General features: G+C 38.5%; 13 protein-coding genes. 2 read left to right on the top strand and 11 right to left on the bottom strand.

Features of this window, described 5'->3' with window-relative positions; genetic code table 11:
- The first annotated feature begins 23 nt into the window (after positions 1-23).
- Together LC095_RS25180 and LC095_RS25175 are read left to right on the top strand one after the other, a co-directional pair.
- On the top strand, positions 24-1,547 hold the full coding sequence (locus tag LC095_RS25180) for an FGGY-family carbohydrate kinase (RefSeq protein ID WP_226530702.1): 1,524 nt from the start codon (positions 24-26) through the stop codon (positions 1,545-1,547).
- 114 nt (positions 1,548-1,661) lie between these two features.
- Positions 1,662-3,008, top strand: coding sequence for an MFS transporter (locus tag LC095_RS25175; RefSeq protein ID WP_026562653.1), 1,347 nt, complete (start codon positions 1,662-1,664; stop codon positions 3,006-3,008).
- A gap of 46 nt (positions 3,009-3,054) precedes the next feature.
- Here the strand turns inward: LC095_RS25175 and LC095_RS25170 are convergent, their stop codons facing one another.
- From LC095_RS25170 to LC095_RS25120, 11 genes are all read right to left on the bottom strand, one after another.
- Positions 3,055-4,719 carry an ABC transporter substrate-binding protein gene (locus LC095_RS25170; RefSeq protein WP_226530701.1) on the bottom strand — a complete coding sequence of 555 codons (1,665 nt, stop codon included), beginning with the start codon at positions 4,717-4,719 and terminating at the stop codon, positions 3,055-3,057.
- A gap of 99 nt (positions 4,720-4,818) precedes the next feature.
- Positions 4,819-5,736: a carbohydrate ABC transporter permease gene (locus LC095_RS25165; RefSeq protein ID WP_226530700.1), complete on the bottom strand. Its 918-nt coding sequence runs from the start codon at positions 5,734-5,736 to the stop codon at positions 4,819-4,821.
- A gap of 14 nt (positions 5,737-5,750) precedes the next feature.
- A complete protein-coding gene (locus LC095_RS25160) occupies positions 5,751-6,722 on the bottom strand; it encodes an ABC transporter permease (protein WP_226530699.1) in 972 nt (323 codons plus the stop codon).
- Between the two features lie 12 nt (positions 6,723-6,734).
- Positions 6,735-6,929: a hypothetical protein gene (locus LC095_RS25155; RefSeq protein ID WP_226530698.1), complete on the bottom strand. Its 195-nt coding sequence runs from the start codon at positions 6,927-6,929 to the stop codon at positions 6,735-6,737.
- Positions 6,926-7,084: a hypothetical protein gene (locus LC095_RS25150; protein ID WP_226530697.1), complete on the bottom strand. Its 159-nt coding sequence runs from the start codon at positions 7,082-7,084 to the stop codon at positions 6,926-6,928. Before LC095_RS25150 ends, LC095_RS25155 begins: the two co-directional genes overlap by 4 nt.
- A 455-nt stretch (positions 7,085-7,539) precedes the next feature.
- A complete protein-coding gene (locus LC095_RS25145; RefSeq protein WP_226530696.1) occupies positions 7,540-9,084 on the bottom strand; it encodes a response regulator transcription factor in 1,545 nt (514 codons plus the stop codon).
- Entirely contained in the window at positions 9,077-10,837 is a 1,761-nt protein-coding gene (locus tag LC095_RS25140; protein ID WP_226530695.1) for a sensor histidine kinase, read from the bottom strand. The genes LC095_RS25145 and LC095_RS25140 overlap by 8 nt, the downstream gene beginning before the upstream one ends.
- A gap of 163 nt (positions 10,838-11,000) precedes the next feature.
- Positions 11,001-13,028: a beta-galactosidase gene (locus tag LC095_RS25135; protein WP_226530694.1), complete on the bottom strand. Its 2,028-nt coding sequence runs from the start codon at positions 13,026-13,028 to the stop codon at positions 11,001-11,003.
- Positions 13,025-15,361, bottom strand: coding sequence for a glycosyl hydrolase family 95 catalytic domain-containing protein (locus LC095_RS25130; protein WP_226530693.1), 2,337 nt, complete (start codon positions 15,359-15,361; stop codon positions 13,025-13,027). The genes LC095_RS25135 and LC095_RS25130 overlap by 4 nt, the downstream gene beginning before the upstream one ends.
- A gap of 221 nt (positions 15,362-15,582) precedes the next feature.
- Complete coding sequence (locus tag LC095_RS25125; protein WP_226530692.1) at positions 15,583-18,438, bottom strand: glycoside hydrolase family 3 protein; 2,856 nt, start codon at positions 18,436-18,438, stop codon at positions 15,583-15,585.
- A gap of 243 nt (positions 18,439-18,681) precedes the next feature.
- Complete coding sequence (locus LC095_RS25120; protein WP_226530691.1) at positions 18,682-19,044, bottom strand: group I truncated hemoglobin; 363 nt, start codon at positions 19,042-19,044, stop codon at positions 18,682-18,684.
- Between the last annotated feature and the right edge of the window lie 460 nt (positions 19,045-19,504).

Genomic DNA, 19,504 nt, shown 5'->3' with positions numbered 1-19,504 from the left:
TTATAAAAGGAGACCAACTACCTATGAATTACTTACTTGGAACAGATATCGGAACATCAGGTACCAAAACGATTTTAATGGACACAGACGGGAACCTTATTGCTCAGGATTTACAAGAATATGATGTCCTGACTCCAAAGCCTTTATGGGCTGAGCAATGGCCTGATGTATGGCTGCAGGCTGCTATTTCTTCCATTAAAAATACCGTACAAAAGTCAGGTATTCCAGCCGAAAACATCCGTGGACTTGCAATTAGCGGCCTTTATGGAGGGTCCGGAATCCCTCTTGATGAAAGGATGGAACCTGTCCGTCCTTGTATGATCTGGATGGACCGCCGGGCAGAAGCAGAAACAAAGTGGGTCTTAGATACGATCGGAGAAGAAAAACTGCTGGAAATCACCCATAATGGAGCAGATCCTTACTATGGATATACAAAAATACTATGGATGAAAAACAATGAACCGGAAAATTGGAAGAAAACAAAGCTCTTTCTCCCACCTAATGACTATGTCATCTATAAACTAACTGGTGAAATTGCCATTGATTACTCTTCTGCAGGAAATATCGGCGGTATTTTCGACATGAACAACAGAACATGGTCCAAAGAAATGATGGATAAAATGGGGATTCCCCTCTCCATGATGCCGGAGAAAATCGTAGAATCGACTGATATTGTTGGCTGCTTAACGAAGGAGGCTGCCGTTGATCTTGGCTTATCAGAAGGAATGCCGGTTATTGCAAGCGGAATCGATTGTGGTGCTGCAAACATTGGACTTGGAGTCTTTGAATCTGGTCTTTATGCTGCAGCGATCGGAACCTCGATGTGTGCCGCATTAATTTCTGACAAACCTGTAAAGGGTAAAGATCTGATTGTTTGGCCTTACCTTTATGATGCGAAAAAGTTATCTTACTACTTTGCAGGCGGTGCAACAGCAGGAGCAATCGTGAAATGGTTCCGTCAAACCATGTGTCAATTCGAAATTGAGCAGGAAAAAGCCGGTGGAAAAAATGCCTATGATGTGCTGAATGAACAGGCATCGAACATTCCGGCAGGCAGCGAAGGATTAATTGTCCTTCCATACTTTATGGGAGAAAGAAGCCCAATTTGGGATTCAGATGCAAAAGGAACGATTGTCGGACTTTCACTAGCCCATTCAAAAGCTCATATTTATCGTGCATTTTTAGAAGCAGTTGCCTTTTCATTACGTGATGCCATGGAAGCAACCTGCGAAAATCTGGGAGAATATATCCTGCTTGCTGGCGGTGTTACCAAGTCTACATTATGGAGACAAATCTTTGCGGATGTTACCGGCTATCCAGTTGTCTGTCCCCTCCATGATGTTGAAGCAAATATGGGAGATGTCATGCTGGCAGGAATCGGAACAGGTCTTCTCTCTTATGAAGACGTGAAAAAATGGCAGGTATTAGATGAAAAGATTATGCCTAATAAAGAAAATCATGAAAAATACAATGACTATTACAAAGTCTACAAATCTATTTATCAAAATTTAAAGCAAGATATGAAAACGTTGACAAAACTATCATAACTTTAATGGCAAAATGTAAAACCCTTCTTGTTGATTGCAGCGCAGAGAGTATCTCTTGCTGCAATTAACAGCCTACTTTTAAAAAGCAATTTCCGAAAAGGAGATGTGATTTTCATGAAACAATGGACAAAAAGAATTGGATATGGTGTTGGAGATTTGGGGTGTAACCTCGTATTCAGCACAATGGCTTCTTACTTAATGTTTTTTTATACAGATGTGTTTGGTATCACAGCAGCCGCAGCAGGAACACTTATGTTAGTAACAAAAATTATTGATGCCTTAACAGATACAGGGATGGGAATACTCGTAGACCGAACAAACACTAAATGGGGCCAAGGCAGACCTTACTTTATCATTGGTGCACTGCCGTTTGCGATCTTTACGGTGATGACATTTATTGTTCCTGACTTCAGCATGAACGGAAAACTAATTTGGGCTTATGTGACATATACGTTGCTATGCACGGCTTATACAGTCGTAAATATACCATTGAATACCATTGTTCCAAGACTTACCTCAGATCTTCATGAACGTAACTGGTTAGTTTCAACAAGAATGATTTGCGCATTAATTGGAACCGCTTTAGTAATGTCAATTACCATGCCGTTAGTAGAGTTCTTCGGGCAGGGAGATACACAAAAAGGATTTCTGATTACAATGACTCTCTACGGTATATTAGCGATGATATTGTTTGTATATACCTTTATGAGCACAAAAGAAGTTATTCCACCGTCAATTCAACCTGGCAAGTCGTCTATTAAAGAAGACTTAAAAGGACTGACAGGTCAAACGTTTATTTTCTTAATTTTAAACTTCCTGTACTTTGCGCTATTTGTTATTAGAAATACAACGGTTATTTATTATTTCACCTATAATCTGGGACGTACTGATTGGCTGACTTTCGTAGGGCTGTTCGGTATTTTATCCGGGTTACCTATGTTATTTTTGTTACCTTGGCTTCAAAAGCTTATGCCCAAGAAAAATGTTCTGTTATTAAGTACAGCGATCTTTATTGTTGGAGACTTAATGATTTATTTCGGAAAATCATCAGCTGTACTACTTGTTGCAGGTCTTGCCGTTACAGGTCTTGGCATCTATGGAATCTTCGGTACAACATTTGCGATCCAACCGGATGTTATTGATTATTCAGAGTACAAGAAAAAAAGAAGTATTTCCGGTATGATTGCCGCTTTCCAAGGCTTTTTCGTAAAAGGAAGCATGGGACTTGCGAGCGCTTTTATCGGTTTGCTATTAAGTATGGGCGGATATGTTCCGAATGCAACACAAACACCAACTGCTCTGCAATTTATTGAAATCAGCTTTATTTGGACACCATTGGTGCTTTGTGCACTTATTATTGTTACTACATTATTCTATAAACTCGACGGTCAGCGAAAAGAAATGAGTAAAGAACTCGAACGCCGACGTGAATTAACAGAACAGAATGTGGTTAATCTTTAAAATAGAAGCTCAAAAAGGACGGTTCATCGCGAACCGTCCTTTCTTTTTAGTTATTCCAAAGCTCAACTCGATCCTTAATCAAGTCAGTACGCATTTTTTCAGCATCTTTTGCTCCTGCTTTATCAATTTCAGCTAGGAAATTATCATAAAGTTTATCAAAATCTGCAGGGTCTGCTAAAATGACTTCAGGAATTCGTTTCTTCACAATATCTAACACTTTTTGTTCAATTAATGCTAATTCTGAATCACCTGGAACTGTTATGTTAAATGCTGCTCCCCAAGGTTTAACAGGGAACTCATCTGCTTGTGGATACAGATCTTTCCACATTTCAACTCCATAGTTTGTTAACACTTCTTTTTCAACATCTGTATAAGCATCTTTCACTTGCTCCGGTGAAGCGATTGTATAGGTTTGTCCTGTTGAATCTTCAACTCCATCCCCATATGACGGCGCAAAGCCTTTTAACACACCTATACCTGTTTCTTTTACATAGTTTGCATTGTTATTTCTCTTATCCATCTCTTCTTCAGAGATGACACGCTTTCCATCAACTATTTCGTAATGTTCACCTTCGATACCCCAGTTTTGTAGAGTTTGCCCTTCTTCAGATGCTAGGAAATCAAGGAATTTAATCGCTGCTACAGGGTCTTCTGCATCAACTGAGATCCCAATACCCCAACCAGCTAAGTAACCGGCGCTTTGGAAATTGGCATGTTTGATATCTTCAGAAAGTGTTGCAGGATATAAACCGTACATTTTATCTGTCTTACCTTGTTCACGTAATGATCGTTGTGCTTCAGCAAATTGCCAGTCGTCATCAATAATACCAAGTACACGACCGGATGAGAGCTTAGCTAAATATTGATCATATTTTTGCACAAAACTTTCAGGATCAAGTAATCCTTCATCATTCATATGGTTTAACCAACGGAAGTATTCTTTTTCCTCTGGACGTTTGTAATGGAATGTCGCTTCATATGTTTCAGGATCAACATAGAATTCTCCATCATCAGATGCACCTGTTGACCAGAAAGCCGGATTCGTTGTCGAAATCATAATACGCCAGTCATCTGCTAGAAGAGATAAACCAAGAGTTGGTTGGCCGTCAATTGTCGGGTTCTTTTCTTTGTAATCTCTGATAGCGTTTTCAAAATCCTTCAATGTCTTGATTTCCGGATAACCTAATTCTTTTACAACTGCATGCTGTAACCCTACACCATGACTTGGGTTAAAATATTGTTGATCAATTGCCGTTGTAGGAAGAATATAGATACTTTCATCATCATTACTCCATTTTAAACGGCTTAAATAGTCACCATATATTTTCTTTAAATTTGGTGCATGTTCATCAATTAAGTCGGTAAGATCAATAAGTGCACCTGCTTCAACAAGTGTTCCCGCTCCACCTTTAGGAAGAATCAAGTCAGGATATTCACCACTAGCCACCATTAACGCGATTTTTTGTGTTCCACCGTTTACATCAAATTCCGGATTAATGGTAACACCTGTTTTTTCTGTCACAAGTTTACTAACCGGACTTTGCATATCATCCCATTGTGAATGGATATCTGCACTAAATAACGTAAGCTCTGTCACACCGTCTTTTTTACCATCACCTTCATCTGAAGACGATTTACTACTACATCCTGAAAGAACAAGCACGAAACTAAGTAACAAAAACAGCATCATTTTTATTGAACGCTTCTTCATCATGTACCCCCTAATGTTTTTATAATTTAAGAAAAAAGATCACTTTATACAAGACAAATCTTCAAGATTCACCTCCTTAAAGTGAAGAATTGATGACAATCAACTCTTCACAGCACCAATTGTCATACCTTGAACAAAATACTTTTGCACAAAAGGATAAACAATTAAGATTGGAACAATCGTCACCATTGAAATAGCCATTTTAATCGATTCAGGTGATACTACACTTTTTAATTGTTCTGTTGATAAACCTTTCATCGCATCTGGATCTGTACTACCCATTGACGTGTTTTGCAATATTTTCATCAATTCATACTGTAATGTCGTTAATCCCTCATTCATGCTGTTATAAAGATACGTATCAAACCAGGAATTCCAGTGCCCAACTGCGACAAACAATGCAACTGTCGCTAACACAGGCTTACATAACGGTAAGATAATTTTCCAGAAAATCGTGAAATCATTTGCTCCATCAATTTTTGCTGATTCTTGTAAAGAATACGGAAGTCCATCGATAAACGACCGAACAATAATAATATTAAAGGCATTCACTATACCCGGGATAATGTACACATAGTAGCTGTTAATTAAACCCAAATCTCTGATTAACATGTATCCGGGAATCAGTCCTCCGGAGAAATACATGGTCAAAACGAGAATCGTAGAAAAGAGCTTTCTGCCTTGAAAGTCAGCACGACTTAATGTATAAGCAACCATTGCCGATGAAAGCACACCCAGTATCGTTCCAATGACCGTTCTGGAAGTTGAGTTGATAAAGCCCGTTACTAAATTGTCATACTTAAAGATTTCTTTATAGTTATCAAGAGTAAACTCCCTTGGCCATATATGAATGCCTCCCTTTACGGTATCAACCGATTCATTCAATGAAACGGCTAATACATTTAAAAACGGATATAGGGTGACAATCGTGATTAACGTTAAATACACATAGATGACTGTATCAAATGTTCTTTCATTAAGCTTCGTTCGACTGAATGTTGTCATTTTATTAGCCATGATGTTCCCCTCCCTTACATGACACTTTGATTTGCATAGCGTTTAAAAATGCCATTTGCAATAAATAGTAGAATAATGCTCACAACAGAGTTGAAAATACCGATCGCCGTACCGTAAGAGAAACGTCCCAATCCGATACCATAATTCAGTGCATAAAGATCTAATACTTCAGCAAAGTCAACAACGAGCGGATTACCGAGTAACAGTTGCTTTTCAAATCCAATTGTTGTTAAATGACCAATATTTAAAATAAGCAGAACTAAAATCGTCGGTCGGATACCCGGCAATGTAACATGCCAAATTCTTCTTAGTCTTCCGGCACCATCTACTTTTGCCGCTTCATATAGCTGTGGATCGATTCCGGCAATAGCAGCTAAAAAGATAATCGCATTCCAGCCCATTTCCTTCCAAATATCAGCTGCAACAACAATTCCCCAGAAATACTCACCCTTTGCCATAAACTGAACCGGCTTGTCAATCATTCCCCAGCTTATGAGCAATTCATTAACCACACCGCCATCAATAGATAGCATTTTCGTAACAATCCCTGCGACAACAACCCAGGAAACAAAGTGTGGTAAATAAGTAATCGTTTGCACGGTTCTCTTCAAAAAATTTATCCGAACCTCATTAATCAATACGGCAAAGATGATCGGCATCACAAATCCAATTGTTAACCCGAGCAAACTCATACCTAACGTATTTCGAAGCGCTAAATAAAACCGCTCATCACTAAATAATTGTATAAAATGTTCAAACCCGACCCATTCCTGCTCAGTAAAAGATCGTGCAGGTTTGTAATCTTGAAAGGCCATCGTCCATCCCCATAAAGGGAAATAATTAAAAATCAGAACTAAAATTATAAACGGGACAGACATCATATATAAGTACTTTTGCTGTACAAATGTTTGCCAAAAGCTTCTCTTATTCCTCTTTAAGGACACCTCTTTTACATTGGCTTCTGTATTTTTAACAACCGCCTTCATAACGTTCCCCCCTTATCTATAGCTAAATGATAACGCATACAAAAATAAGAAAGTACCTAACAAATTAGACGTAAAATCATGTAAAAATTTTATAATGGGTGTGTAGTATGGTTGAAGAACATAACCCGGTTTCCCCCGCTCGAAATGTCTTTCATCCTTCTGATGAAAGACAAAACCCTCTGCTTTCTCCATCCAAATGTCCTTCATTCTCCTGATGAAAGACATTCCCCGCTGCTATCCTCACCCATATGTCCTTCATTCTCCTGATGAAAGACAAAACCTCTGCTTTCTCCATCCAAATGTCCTTCATCCTTCTGATGAAAGACAAAACCCTCTGCTTTCTCCATCCAAATGTCTTTCATCCTTCTGATGAAAGACAAAACCCTCTGCTTTCTCCGCCCAAATGTTCTTCATTCTCCTGATGAAAGACATTCCCCTCTACTTTCCTCACCCATATGTCCTTCATCCTCCTGAGGAAAGACATTCCCCGCTGCTTTCCCCACCCAAATGTCCTTCATCCTCCTGATGAAAGACATTCCCCGCTGCTTTCCCCATCCATATGTCCTTCATCCTCCTGATGAAAGACAAAACACCCTCTGCTTCCTCACCCAAATGTCCTTCATCCTTCTGATGAAAGACACTCCCCTCCTGCTTTCCTCACCCAAATGTCCTTCATTCTCCTGATGAAAGACATTCCCCGCTGCTTTCCCCACCCAAATGTCTTTCATCCCCAAGTGAAAAACAAATCCCTCCCCCAATCAAAACAAAAAGGTCCCTCACACTACCGATGAAGGACATCTTACACACCTATAGATAATTACTTTACTTTCTTCCGATACGTAGATGGAGAAGAGCCTACGTATTTTTTAAATTTGTTATGGAAATAATCCACATTTGTGAATCCGACTTGTTCTGCGACTTGGTATACTTTTAACCCTTGGTTTAGCAATTTTTTGGCGTTTTCGATTCGCACTTTATCGAGGTAGGTGTTGAAGTATTCCCCTGTGTGATTTTTAAATAACTTGCCTAAATAAGCGCTGTTATAGTTAAAGATTTCTGCCAGCATTTCTAGTTTTAAATGTTTATGGTAGTTTCTAAGAATGAAGTCTTCCAGCCGTTTCATTTGGTCATGCTGATCTCCATATTCTAAGCTGCTCATTATTTTCATCAAAAGCTTTTGAATATAGTTCATGAGTTGAGACAGATTGGTTTGCTTATAAATATCCACCATACTTTCGTAAACTTCAGACAGAACAGATTGGATTTCGGGTTTTTCGGCAGAGCATTTATTTAATACGGATGATAGAATTCGAAAGTAATATCTTTTTATTTGTTCTTCGGTCGATCGTTCATTGACAAGCAATTGGGCAATTTCTATTAATCTTTCTTCAATTCCCATCTTACTCGCAATATCAATGGCAAAGTAGATTTTCTCAGCATAGGAGTCCAAGATCGCTTCATAGACGTCCGCTCTTTCCATTCTTACCTCTTGTGGAGGGATAATTGGCTTCGAATCCTTACTCAGAAATCCCCTTTCCTCAAAAAAGAAATGGTTTTCCAGTAACTGATTCGCCTGCCGAAATGCTTCTGATAAGTCTTCAATACTTGTCACAACTTCACTAATACTTATAACGGGATCATAGATATCCACGATCTTTTTAATTGTTTCAAGTAGATATTGATAGGATTCCTGTGTTTTTGGTATATCTTTTAAAACCATTCCGATTCCTGAATCATTGCTAAATAATGCGCCTCTGTCAGGTTCAAATGACTGAGCAAGAAGCTGCTTCACTTCATCTATATCCATGTTATTAGCAGATAAACATTTAAATAGAATGATTTGATATTCCTTTGAATCAAGCTGCCAAGCTGCTAATTCGTCCTCTACTATTTTCTGATTAACATTTTCACCATGCAGAAGTGAGAGGATAAAATTATTTTTGAGGACTGTTTGGTTACTCATTTTCAGCTCATCTAGTGTATGCTGTTGATCTAATTTCTTTTTTAGTTTCTCTAAATATTCGACTAATTCGTCCTCGTCAACAGGCTTTAATAAATAGCCACCGACTCTTGCACTTATTGCTTTTCTCGCATATTCAAAATCGGCGTGTCCGCTTAGGATGATAAAATTGATATCTTTATCGTGTTCACGGATTGTTTCAATGAGTGTAATCCCGCTCATTTCCGGCATGCGGATATCTGCGATAATCAGATCAAAATGATGGTTGCGGTACTTTTCGAGTGCTTCTTTTCCATTTGATGCAGAATCGATTATTTCAAAACCATAGCTTGTCCATGGAATTAGTGTTCGTAATCCTTCTCTAATCATCGGTTCGTCGTCAACAATTAATACTTTATACATGAAGATTCCCCCTTATATCGATCACAAAGCAAATCTCTGTTCCCGTTGAAGGATGACTTTCGATCTGAAGGCCGCTCTGCTCTCCAAAGGTCAAGCTTAACCTTTGATGGACATTAAGCAGGCCGATTCGATTTTCACGATTATCATCAACATTTTTTAAGGTTTCCTTGATGGACTTTAGCTTTTCTTCACTCATGCCTACTCCATTGTCCAAGACACATACAGTTAAAAAATGTTCATTCACTTTCGCTTCAATAATGACTTTTCCATCCTTCTCTTTATTCTCTAATCCATGGATGACAGCATTTTCTACTAATGGTTGAATGATGAGGGGATTAATCAAGATTTGCTCTGATTTTGGATCAATCTTTAATTGATAATCCAGTCTATCGCCATATCGGAATTTTTGAATATCCAAGTAGCATTTTATTAAGTCGATTTCATGTTTTAGCGGCACCATTTCTCCTGTGACTGAAATGCTTTTTCTCATTAATTTACCAAGTACTTTTACAACTCTGGCAATCTCCTTTTCTCCTTTTATATGTGCCTTCATGCGTATGGACTCCAACGCATTAAATAAGAAATGCGGATTGATTTGGCTTGCCATCATTTTCAGCTTAATTTCCTGCTGACGTTTTTCTAATATATTTTTTTCGATATGAACCTTTTCAACCTCATCAATCAATTCTTTAATATTTGTCACCATTTTATTTATTTGATTCGACAAAAGGCCAATTTCATCTGAGCCTTGTACATGAATGACCGCATCCAGGTTTCCTTCTCCAACCCTTTTAATTTGCCTATTTAACGTAATAATCCGGTTAGATAAAATTTTTGTAAAAAAGGTAATCAATAACAATGCAACAATTAAACTAATTCCCATAACCAAAAGTCCATGTTTCACAAACCGGTCTGCATCAGCCATAATCACTTTGTTCGGAATCACAGATACAAATTTTAATTCATTTTGACTATCATCTGTCAGTAGAGTATCGATTAAGACTTCTGCGTCTTCTCCATCCAGTTTTCCATTATAAGAACCTGTTGCTCCATCTAGAGGAATTTCAGATTCCACTGTACTGAGAAGCTTTTTGCCCATATATTCTTTACGGTTCGAAACCACGATATTATTGTTTTCATCCACAACCATCATCGGCGATTGCTCCTGGCTTAGAATTTCATAAAGATAGTCATTTCTAATATTAATAACCAAAACAGCATTTGTTTTGTAATTTGAATACTTAATATTGCGGACCAAGCTTAAATATTCTTGATCATTTCTTGTTTCATCAGGTATATAAAACCAGCCAATTAATCCATTTGCCCGTTCTGCCGAATGGTACCAAAACGGCTTAACCTCTACATTAGACTGCGGGATGAACTCCCAGTTATTCAGCATGGTTGTATTTTCTGTATAAAGCCTGATATTTGATATTTCTTTAAATGTTTCCTTGTATTCTGCAAACTTTGTGTAAGAATCATAGGCGATGAACACTTCTTGAGTTGTTTGATAGGTTGTATTCACAATCCGTTCTAATTGAGGATCCAATGTTACATTATCTGAAACATAAATAGCCTTTTCCAATGCTTCAGCTGTCCTCTTTTTCACACGTTCCACATTGGCTGCCGATTGTTCTTTTGCATCATCAAGCGCTGTTGACCTGAGTTCATGTGTTAAAAATATTCCTACCATTAAGAGAGGAATCATCACAGCAACCATAAAGGAAAAGACAATTTTTGATTGAATTTTCATATTGTTAAACAAACGAATAAGAGATTTCATGACTACACCAGCTGTTTCGTTAAAATTTTATATAAATTTAATTGTAAGCGTAAACATTTTATTGTGCAATATCATCTTTCTACCATACCTCTAAAAATGGATGAAGACCCCTTTAAGGTCTTGCATCCAATAGTTATTTTTGTTCAATGATGGCTACTCCGTGTGCCGGGATTTCCACTGTTTCCTGGACTTGTTCTTTTGTTAATAAGTTGATACCCGTCACATTCTGGATGTTTACTAGACCAGCCTCTTTCGTATGATTTAAAACAAATAGAAAACATTTGCCATCTTTGTAACGTTTGGTGATTTCCACTCCTACCGGTGCTGTAAATTCAGCCTGGAATCCTTTCTCTTCTGCAAGATGACTCACTAAATCTTGTAAAAACTCATCATCAGAGCTTGAAGCCACATACCATGCCTGACCTTTTCCGAATGTATTTCTTGTTAATACCGGCATACCTTTGTAAAAATCTTCCCCATATGTTGCCAGAACCTCTGCCCCTTCAGAATGAATGAGGTCAAAGAGCAGGTTACAGCTGTATTCTCCCTTTAAGTTACCAAGCTGCTTATCTATGACGATTTTATTTGTATGCTCTGGAGACAGTGCATCAATTTCCTCTGACCAAATCCCTAAAACGTTACGAAGTTCTCCTGGATAGCCGCCAAGTGTCACAAGATCATGTTCATCGACAATTCCGCTGAAGAATGTTGTAAGGAAGGTCCCTCCATTAGAAACATAGTTTTCTATTTTATCAGCATAGCCTTGCTTCACCATATAAAGAACAGGAGCAACAACGAGATCATATTGTGATAAATCTGTATCCACACTAATCATATCCACCTGGATATTTTGGTTAAAGAAAGCTTGGTAGTATTTATGAACTTCATCTACATATTTTAATGAAGCAGATGGACCACTTGAGAATTCAGTTGCCCACCAGTTATCCCAATCAAACACAATCGCCACTTTTGAATTCAGCCTTGAATCCAGTAAAGTATCAGATAACGCAACTAACTCATCCCCAAGCTCAGCCACTTCCCTAAATACCCTTGTATTCTCATGTCCGACATGTTCAATTACCGCTCCATGAAACTTCTCACATGCACCCTGTGAGCGTCTCATTTGGAAAAATAACACTGTATCTGAACCATGTGCAACTGCCTGATAACTCCATAAGCGCATCACACCAGGACGTTTTAAAGCATTGTAAGCTTGCCAGTTTTGCTGACTAGGTGTTTGCTCCATTAGCATGAAGGGCTCGCCATCTTTTAATCCTCTCATTAAATCATGGCTCATCGCTGTAAAGCTGACCGGTGTATCAATTCCCGGGTAGTTATCCCATGCAATAACATCCATATATTTCGCCCATTTTTGATAATCTAACGGCTTGTATGCCCCCATAATATTTGTTGTGACAATCGAATCAGGCATGGCACTCTTGATTATGTCATACTCGATTTTATGACATTCCAACATACTATCAGAGTTAAAACGGGCATAGTCCAGTGAAATCCCTTGGAACATTGTTTGTCTTTCACCGAAATGCTCACTTAGAAGATTAGGAACAACAATTTCATCCCAATCATAAAACGTATGTCCCCAGAAACTCGTATTCCAGGCTTTATTCAGTTTTTCCAGTGTTTCATATTTCTTTTTCAACCACACACGAAATTCTTTTTCACAGTTATCACAATAGCATGCACCGCCCCATTCATTTGAGATATTCCATAATAAAACGGATGGATGGTTCTGGTAGCGATCAACTAATTTCTTAACAAATAAAGAGGCATATTTCCGGTAGTTCGGACTGTTTGGACATGAGTTATGTCGCCCGCCGAACTTTCTTCTTTTCCCATCAAATTCAGTTCGCAGGATATCCGGGTATTTTTTTGCCATCCATGCAGGATGTGCGGCTGTTCCTGTTCCAATCCCTACTTTGATGTCATGTTGATGAAGTGTGTTAATCACCTCATCAAGCCATGTAAAATCATATGTGACTTCATCCTTTTGACTTGTGGCCCATGCAAAAATATTCACACGCACAAAATCAATGTTAGCCTTTTTAAACATCCTCATATCTTCCAACATTGTTTCACGATCATACTGCTCAGGATTATAATCTCCACCATAAATCATTTTCGGTATTTTTTTACTTATCATGATGTTCCCTCACTTTTAATAAATATTCTTTCATTCTCATTCATTGCGACAGCTTCTGCATTCGATACCGTTGTACCATCTTCTTTTTCAATGATGAAAGAGTGGTTTTTATATGAAACTTGCAAGCTTCCTTTAACTGTTGCTTGGATATCAGCTAGCTTTAGTTGTCCGTTTTCCCATTCAATATTGACGATGAATCCGCCCCTGGCTTTGATCCCTTTTACATAGCCAGTTAACCATTTTTGCGGGAGTGCCGGCAGTATCTCAATTTTCTCTAAATGACTTTGCAGAAGCATTTCTACAATACCAGCAGTTCCCCCAAAGTTCCCGTCGATTTGAAATGGCGGATGATCGTCAAAAAGGTTTGGATGTGTTGAACGGGCTAACAATGTTTGAACATAGTGATAAGCTTGGTTATGGTCGTGAAGTCTCGCAAATAAATTAATCAGCCATGCACAGCTCCCCCCTGTATGTCCGCCACCATTTTGAAGCCTGTATTCCAACGTTTTCCTTGCCGCCTCTACTAATTCTGGTGTTTCGATTTCATTGATTTGATTGCCGGGATATAGGCCGTACAAGTGTGATACATGACGATGTCCGGGCTCATGCTCCGGGAAGTCTTTATACCATTCTTGTAATCTGCCTTCCTTATTCACTTGAAAAGGAAAGAGTCGGTTGACCGCATTCTCCAGCTCTTGTCTAAATTCTTCATCAATGCTTAATATGTGACTTGCTTCCATACAATTTATGAATAATTCCCTTATCAATGTCATGTCCATTGTAGAAGCCATGGACACACTGCAAGATTCCCCACCTTCTGTTAAAAACTTATTTTCCGGAGATGTTGACGGGTTTGTAACGAAATACCCATCAGGACCCTCGATCAACCAATCAAAACAAAATTCTGCCGCACCTTTCATTAACGGATAAGCCTTCTCTCTTAAAAATTGCTCATCCAATGCATATTGATAACGCTCCCATAAATGACTTGTTAACCATGCTCCTGCCATTGGCCAAAATGCCCATGATGCTTGACCGGAAGATGGCGTGCTCATCCGCCATAAATCAACATTATGATGAACAGCCCACCCTTTTGTACCGTACAATTCAGAGGCTGCTTTTTTCCCTGCTAAACTTAAATCATCGATCATTGAAAACAGCGGCTCATGGCATTCACTTAAGTTACAGCTTTCAGCTAACCAGTAATTCATCTCTGTATTAATATTTGTTGTATAATCACTATTCCATGGCGGCTGAATAAACGGATTCCATATTCCCTGCAGATTAGCAGGCTGTGTGCCAGGACGTGAGCTTGTGATCAGCAAATATCTACCATACTGAAAATACAGCGCTTCAAGCTCTGGATCATTTTTTTCTTGCTTATATACTTCAAGCCGTTCATCAGTTGGCAGGTTACTATATTTAGAGTTTCCCAGCTGGATGTCAACTCGGTTAAAAAGAGTGTTATGATCGTGTATATGTGTATCTTTTAAGCTTTCAAAAGGTAGTTCAGATGCTTTATTGATCCATTTTCTGCAGTCGGTTTTCATGTTTTCCAAATTATTGTCTGGTTCTTGGTCGAAGGTTGTAAAATTTGTTTTGGCAGTCAGGAACAACGTGACAGATTGCGTGTTGGAAATTTCTACTTTTCCATTTTGAATTTGAACCGTTCCTTCCTCTGCATTTACTTGGAGATGAATTTGAAATTGCAATCCACGGTCATCATCATACTTAATCTTTTCAGGTACCTTGACCGAGATCGGACTTCGGCCGTGAACGATCAGTTTGTTATGACCAACTTCCTCCACTCTGTGACGTAATAAGGAGTGAAGATGTGCTGTGATATGAATAGGCTGCTGATTCGATTGAACTCGAACGGCCAGGACCTGATTAGGCTCACTAATAAATGTTTCTCTTGTGAAGGTTGTATCACCTATTACATATTCAGTTTTCGCAATTCCTGTTGTTAGGTCCAATTCTCTTTTATAGCTAGAAGGGGCATCATCTAGATGATGATCCATGTAAAGATCACCCAGCGGCTGATATGCCTCAGCATCCTCGCCCACCATGTTGGATTCAATCAGCTTTTCTGCTTCCGCATACTTTCCTTCAAAAATGAGATTTCGTGCGGATTGAAGATGTTGATGTGCTTTCTTATTAATTTTGTCACCTGGAGCACCTGACCAAAGGGTGTCTTCATTGAGTTGAATTCGTTCTTGCTGAATACCGCCGAACACCATTCCTCCTAAACGGCCGTTACCAATTGGAAGGGCTTCCTCCCATTTTTGGGCAGGTTGTTTATACCATAATCTCATCGGGTTAGTATTTTTCATGGTTTCACTCCTGTCTATTAAACATTAACAAGCGCATGGAGATCTATGCGCTTGTTGTGTCTTGTTTTGAATGTTATTCCATCATATTCCTTGCAGCTTTTTATATAGATTGATTTCCGTTGCAGGTACTCGGTTTCCGTGGGCGGTCTCTGGAGTCCTCGTACCTTCCACTCCAATCAACATCCTTAATAATTTGTTGCTTAAAAAATCTTTAGAAGCTTCTAGGCAATAAAACGAACGTAACTAATTGAAAGTGAGTCTTTGAAAACAATATAAATGTCAGCGTGTTCTAGTCTTTGTTGTGTGACGATTGCACATGTTTTTGTTGACCATGATTCTGTTGATGATTGAGCTTGTAATGTGCCAAGTATGTCACCTTCTGGACTGCCGAGTCGGATTTCAACTTCTGATACAGTTGATTTTGCTAGAATTCGTGCTTCTAGTGACTGAACACCTTGACTTAGGTCCACATCTGAGAACATGATCCAGGAGCCTGCGTTTTTTGCATGAACAGAGTGTTTTCCATTTTCTCCTTCATCAATTAACACCTCATGGTAATCATCATAATTTTCCGCTTGTGTTACATCGTATAAGTTGCGCGGAGGTATGACTTCACCATGAATGAATAGATCCTCTGTGACCTTAATTTCTGATGAAGATTGTCCTACCATGAGAGCATATGCTCCAGTTTCAACTGTATACTTGTCTCTTGTTACATCCCAAACAGCCAATTCGTGTGCAGGGACTTTGAATGAGATTTCTTTTGTTTCACCTGCTCTAATATACTCTCTTGTAAAACCAATTAATTGTTTCAACGGTCTTTTGAAACGGGATTGTTTGGCATGAACGTAAAGCTGTACAACTTCATCTCCAGGTACATCACTCGTATTTTTCACCTTAACCGTTACAGTTACTTCATCATTTTCATTGATTTCTTTTGAACGTAAGCCAAGCTCTCCATACTCAAATTCACTATATGATTGTCCATGACCAAATGGATATAAAGCTTCTCCATCAAAATATTGATAAGTCCGCTTTCCTTTAATAATGTCATAGTCTAGTAAATCAGGTAGTTGATCAACAGAACGGTACCATGTCATGTTTAAGCGACCTGCCGGGTTATAGTCTCCAAATAGGACATCACTAATCGCATTGCCAAGCTCTTGGCCAGCATGTGATGTATAAAGAACTGCCGGAATATTCTCGTCAACCCAATTGATCGCGAAAGGATAGCTCCCTACTACAACGACAATTGTATTTGGGTTTACGTTATACACCTCTTTAATTAATTTTTCTTGTGATTCAGCTAATGTGATATCAGGACGATCAATTTCTTCTTTACCGTTAATCACCGGATTATTTCCAACGAACACGATTGCAACTTCTGAATTTTTTGCCGCCTCTACAGCCTTTTCCAATCCATTCTCAATGATTTCTTTTGTCATAGAGGTGCTATCAGCTGCATCCTTTGAATCCGCTACCACTAATTTCTTTTCTTCATTAACTTGAATCGCTTGATGGTTCCATGTTGTTAGTTTTACATCATCTTTTTCATCTGGAAGGAGATGAAACGCCTCTTTTACAAACCAACCATACACTTCATCTGCAGAAACTGAAACATGTTCATCATCCGCTGTTGTCATATACTTACCATTCTCTAAGCTACGTAATGTATAGTTATTCCAGCCCCAATCAGACAATTCAAAAGTTGCAGCATCTTCTTTCACCACTTTATCTGCTACTAAAGGATTGTCTTCTGCTGTGTCAAATCCGATATATTGATCATTAGACTTGAACATAACTTTGTCATTACCACTATTAAACGTCACTTGCTTATCCTGTAATTTCTTTTTAATACCTTCAAAAGGAGTTACCTGATATGGAAAATTGCCTGAATACCAATCACGATAAACAATATCTCCTAACGGTCCAATAACCGCTACTTTGCTTAGCTTTTCTGTACTCAACGGCAATGTGTTGTTTTCATTTTTAAGTAGTACGACCGTTTCTTTTGCCGCTCTTGCTGATAACTCACTATGCTTTGGATCACAAATAATAGACTCAGGGATGCTTGCATATGGGTTATTCTCTTCAGGATCAAATTCTCCAAGAAGAAAACGTACTCTAAACGTATTACGCAAGGCGTGCTCCAAATCATTTTCAGACAGAAGGTCTCTCTCAAGTGCTTCACGAATTGCCTGTGTTGTTGTATTAAAATCATCTGTCATACTATCGATGCCGTTTTTAACCGCATGTGCGACAGAGTCAGCATGGTTATCATAATATCCATGATCATTTACAACCCCAAGTAAATCGGCTGCATCACTTACAATAAAGCCATTCATTCCCCATTTTTCTTTCACCATTTCTTTTACATATGGATGAAGTAGGGCAGGTGTTCCATTAATGGAATTGTAGGCAGTCATCATCGAGTATGCTCCACCTTCTTTAAATGGCAATTCAAACGGTTTTAAATAATACTCATGCATATTCCTAGGATCAATACTTGCTGAACAGCTTCCCCGATCTATTTCATTGTTATTCGCAAGAAAATGTTTAAGAGTAGCCACAGCTTTAAAGAAAAATGGATGGTCTCCCTGAATTCCCTTTACCATCGCTGCTGATAATTTCCCCGTCAGATATGGATCCTCTCCGTACGCCTCTTCTGTTCTTCCCCAGCGAGGATCTCGCTCCATGTCAACTGTTGGGGCCCATAAAGTTAATCCATTAACCTCAGGATCTTTCTTATAAAAAGCACGAGCCTCTGTTCCAATAACATCTCCTATTTTCCTCATCAGTTCGGAATTCCAAGAACAAGAAAGGCCGATCGGCTGTGGAAAAGAAGTCGCTTCACCTAACCAGGCCATCCCATGTGCTGCTTCTGTTCCTTGTTTATGTGCTCTAATACCGAGTCTAGGAATAGCAGGCTGATACTGACACATCTGCTCTACCTTTTCTTCTAATGTTAAACGTGAAACAAGATCATTTACTCGTGTCTCAAGTGGCAGCTCTGTATTCAAAAAGTGCAAATCTTCTATGTTTTTTTCAGTTTCTATTAGGCTATCTACTGATTTCATATATAAGCCCTCCCCTTTTTGTCTATTTTCACTACTAAGAAAGCGGATACATATCTATCATTTCTAAGATACCATTGAATTCGCACGTACAAATACCCCAAATATTAGAGATAATATCCATTGAGATTTAGTGGTTTAGTCAAAATAAGGAGGGAATCAGTATTTTTAAAACTAATCATTAAAAAAGCACGGGGGACCCGTGGCCCGTGCCAAGACTGTTTTCTTGGGGTGCATTACTACTGTTTATTTATAAATAATATCGTTTCTTAAAGATGCTACTTTTTCTATTGCAACCTCAATATCTGATTCCTCTACTCCAAAATGAGAAAGCGCATGCTGTAGGTGTTTGGCAATTGTATCAAAATGATCCGGTTGAATATTTAGTCCCTGGTGTGCTTTTTCCATGGATTTACCTGAGTATTGGTTTGGACCACCTAAAGCAAAACTTATAAATTTTGTTTGATGTTTACGTTGCTTTTCCATGTCGGTATTTTTGAAAAAATGATTAACTGTGTCATCTTTTAACACCAGTTCTGAGTAAAAGTAATCTACTACCTTAGCAACAGCCTCTTCTCCACCGACCTTTTCATAAATGGTTTGAGTCATAATCTCATTCTCCAATTCTCTTTAAATTTACAACATCTAAAGTATTTGTAAATGTTGTAAATTTTATCACTTTAATTTGCTTTCTTAAGCCTTAGGCAGTGTTCTTTCTCTTCTATTTGCATTTTTTCACAAACAAAAAGGTCAGTATTTCTACTGATCTATCCTTCCTCATATACCCACTGAGCACACATTAACTTGGAGTTAAGTTAATTTATCTCCGATTATGAGGATTTATCAACGATTATTTCATTTTATCTTCGATTTCAACAATTTATCTTCGATTATTTTAATTTATCAACGATTCTACAAAATTCATCAAAAAACTACATTTCATGCTTTTCAACAAAAAAAGACCAGTATCTCTACTGATCTTTCCCTCTTCTTACTTGGCGACGTCCTACTCTCACAGGGGGAAACCCCCAACTACCATCGGCGCTGAAGAGCTTAACTTCCGTGTTCG

It is taken from the genome of Metabacillus niabensis (genome assembly GCF_020524345.1).
Taxonomy (GTDB): Bacteria; Bacillota; Bacilli; order Bacillales; family Bacillaceae; genus Metabacillus; species Metabacillus niabensis_B.
Note: the sequence above shows the minus strand (reverse complement) of the source record. Positions and strands in the feature narration are given on the sequence as shown.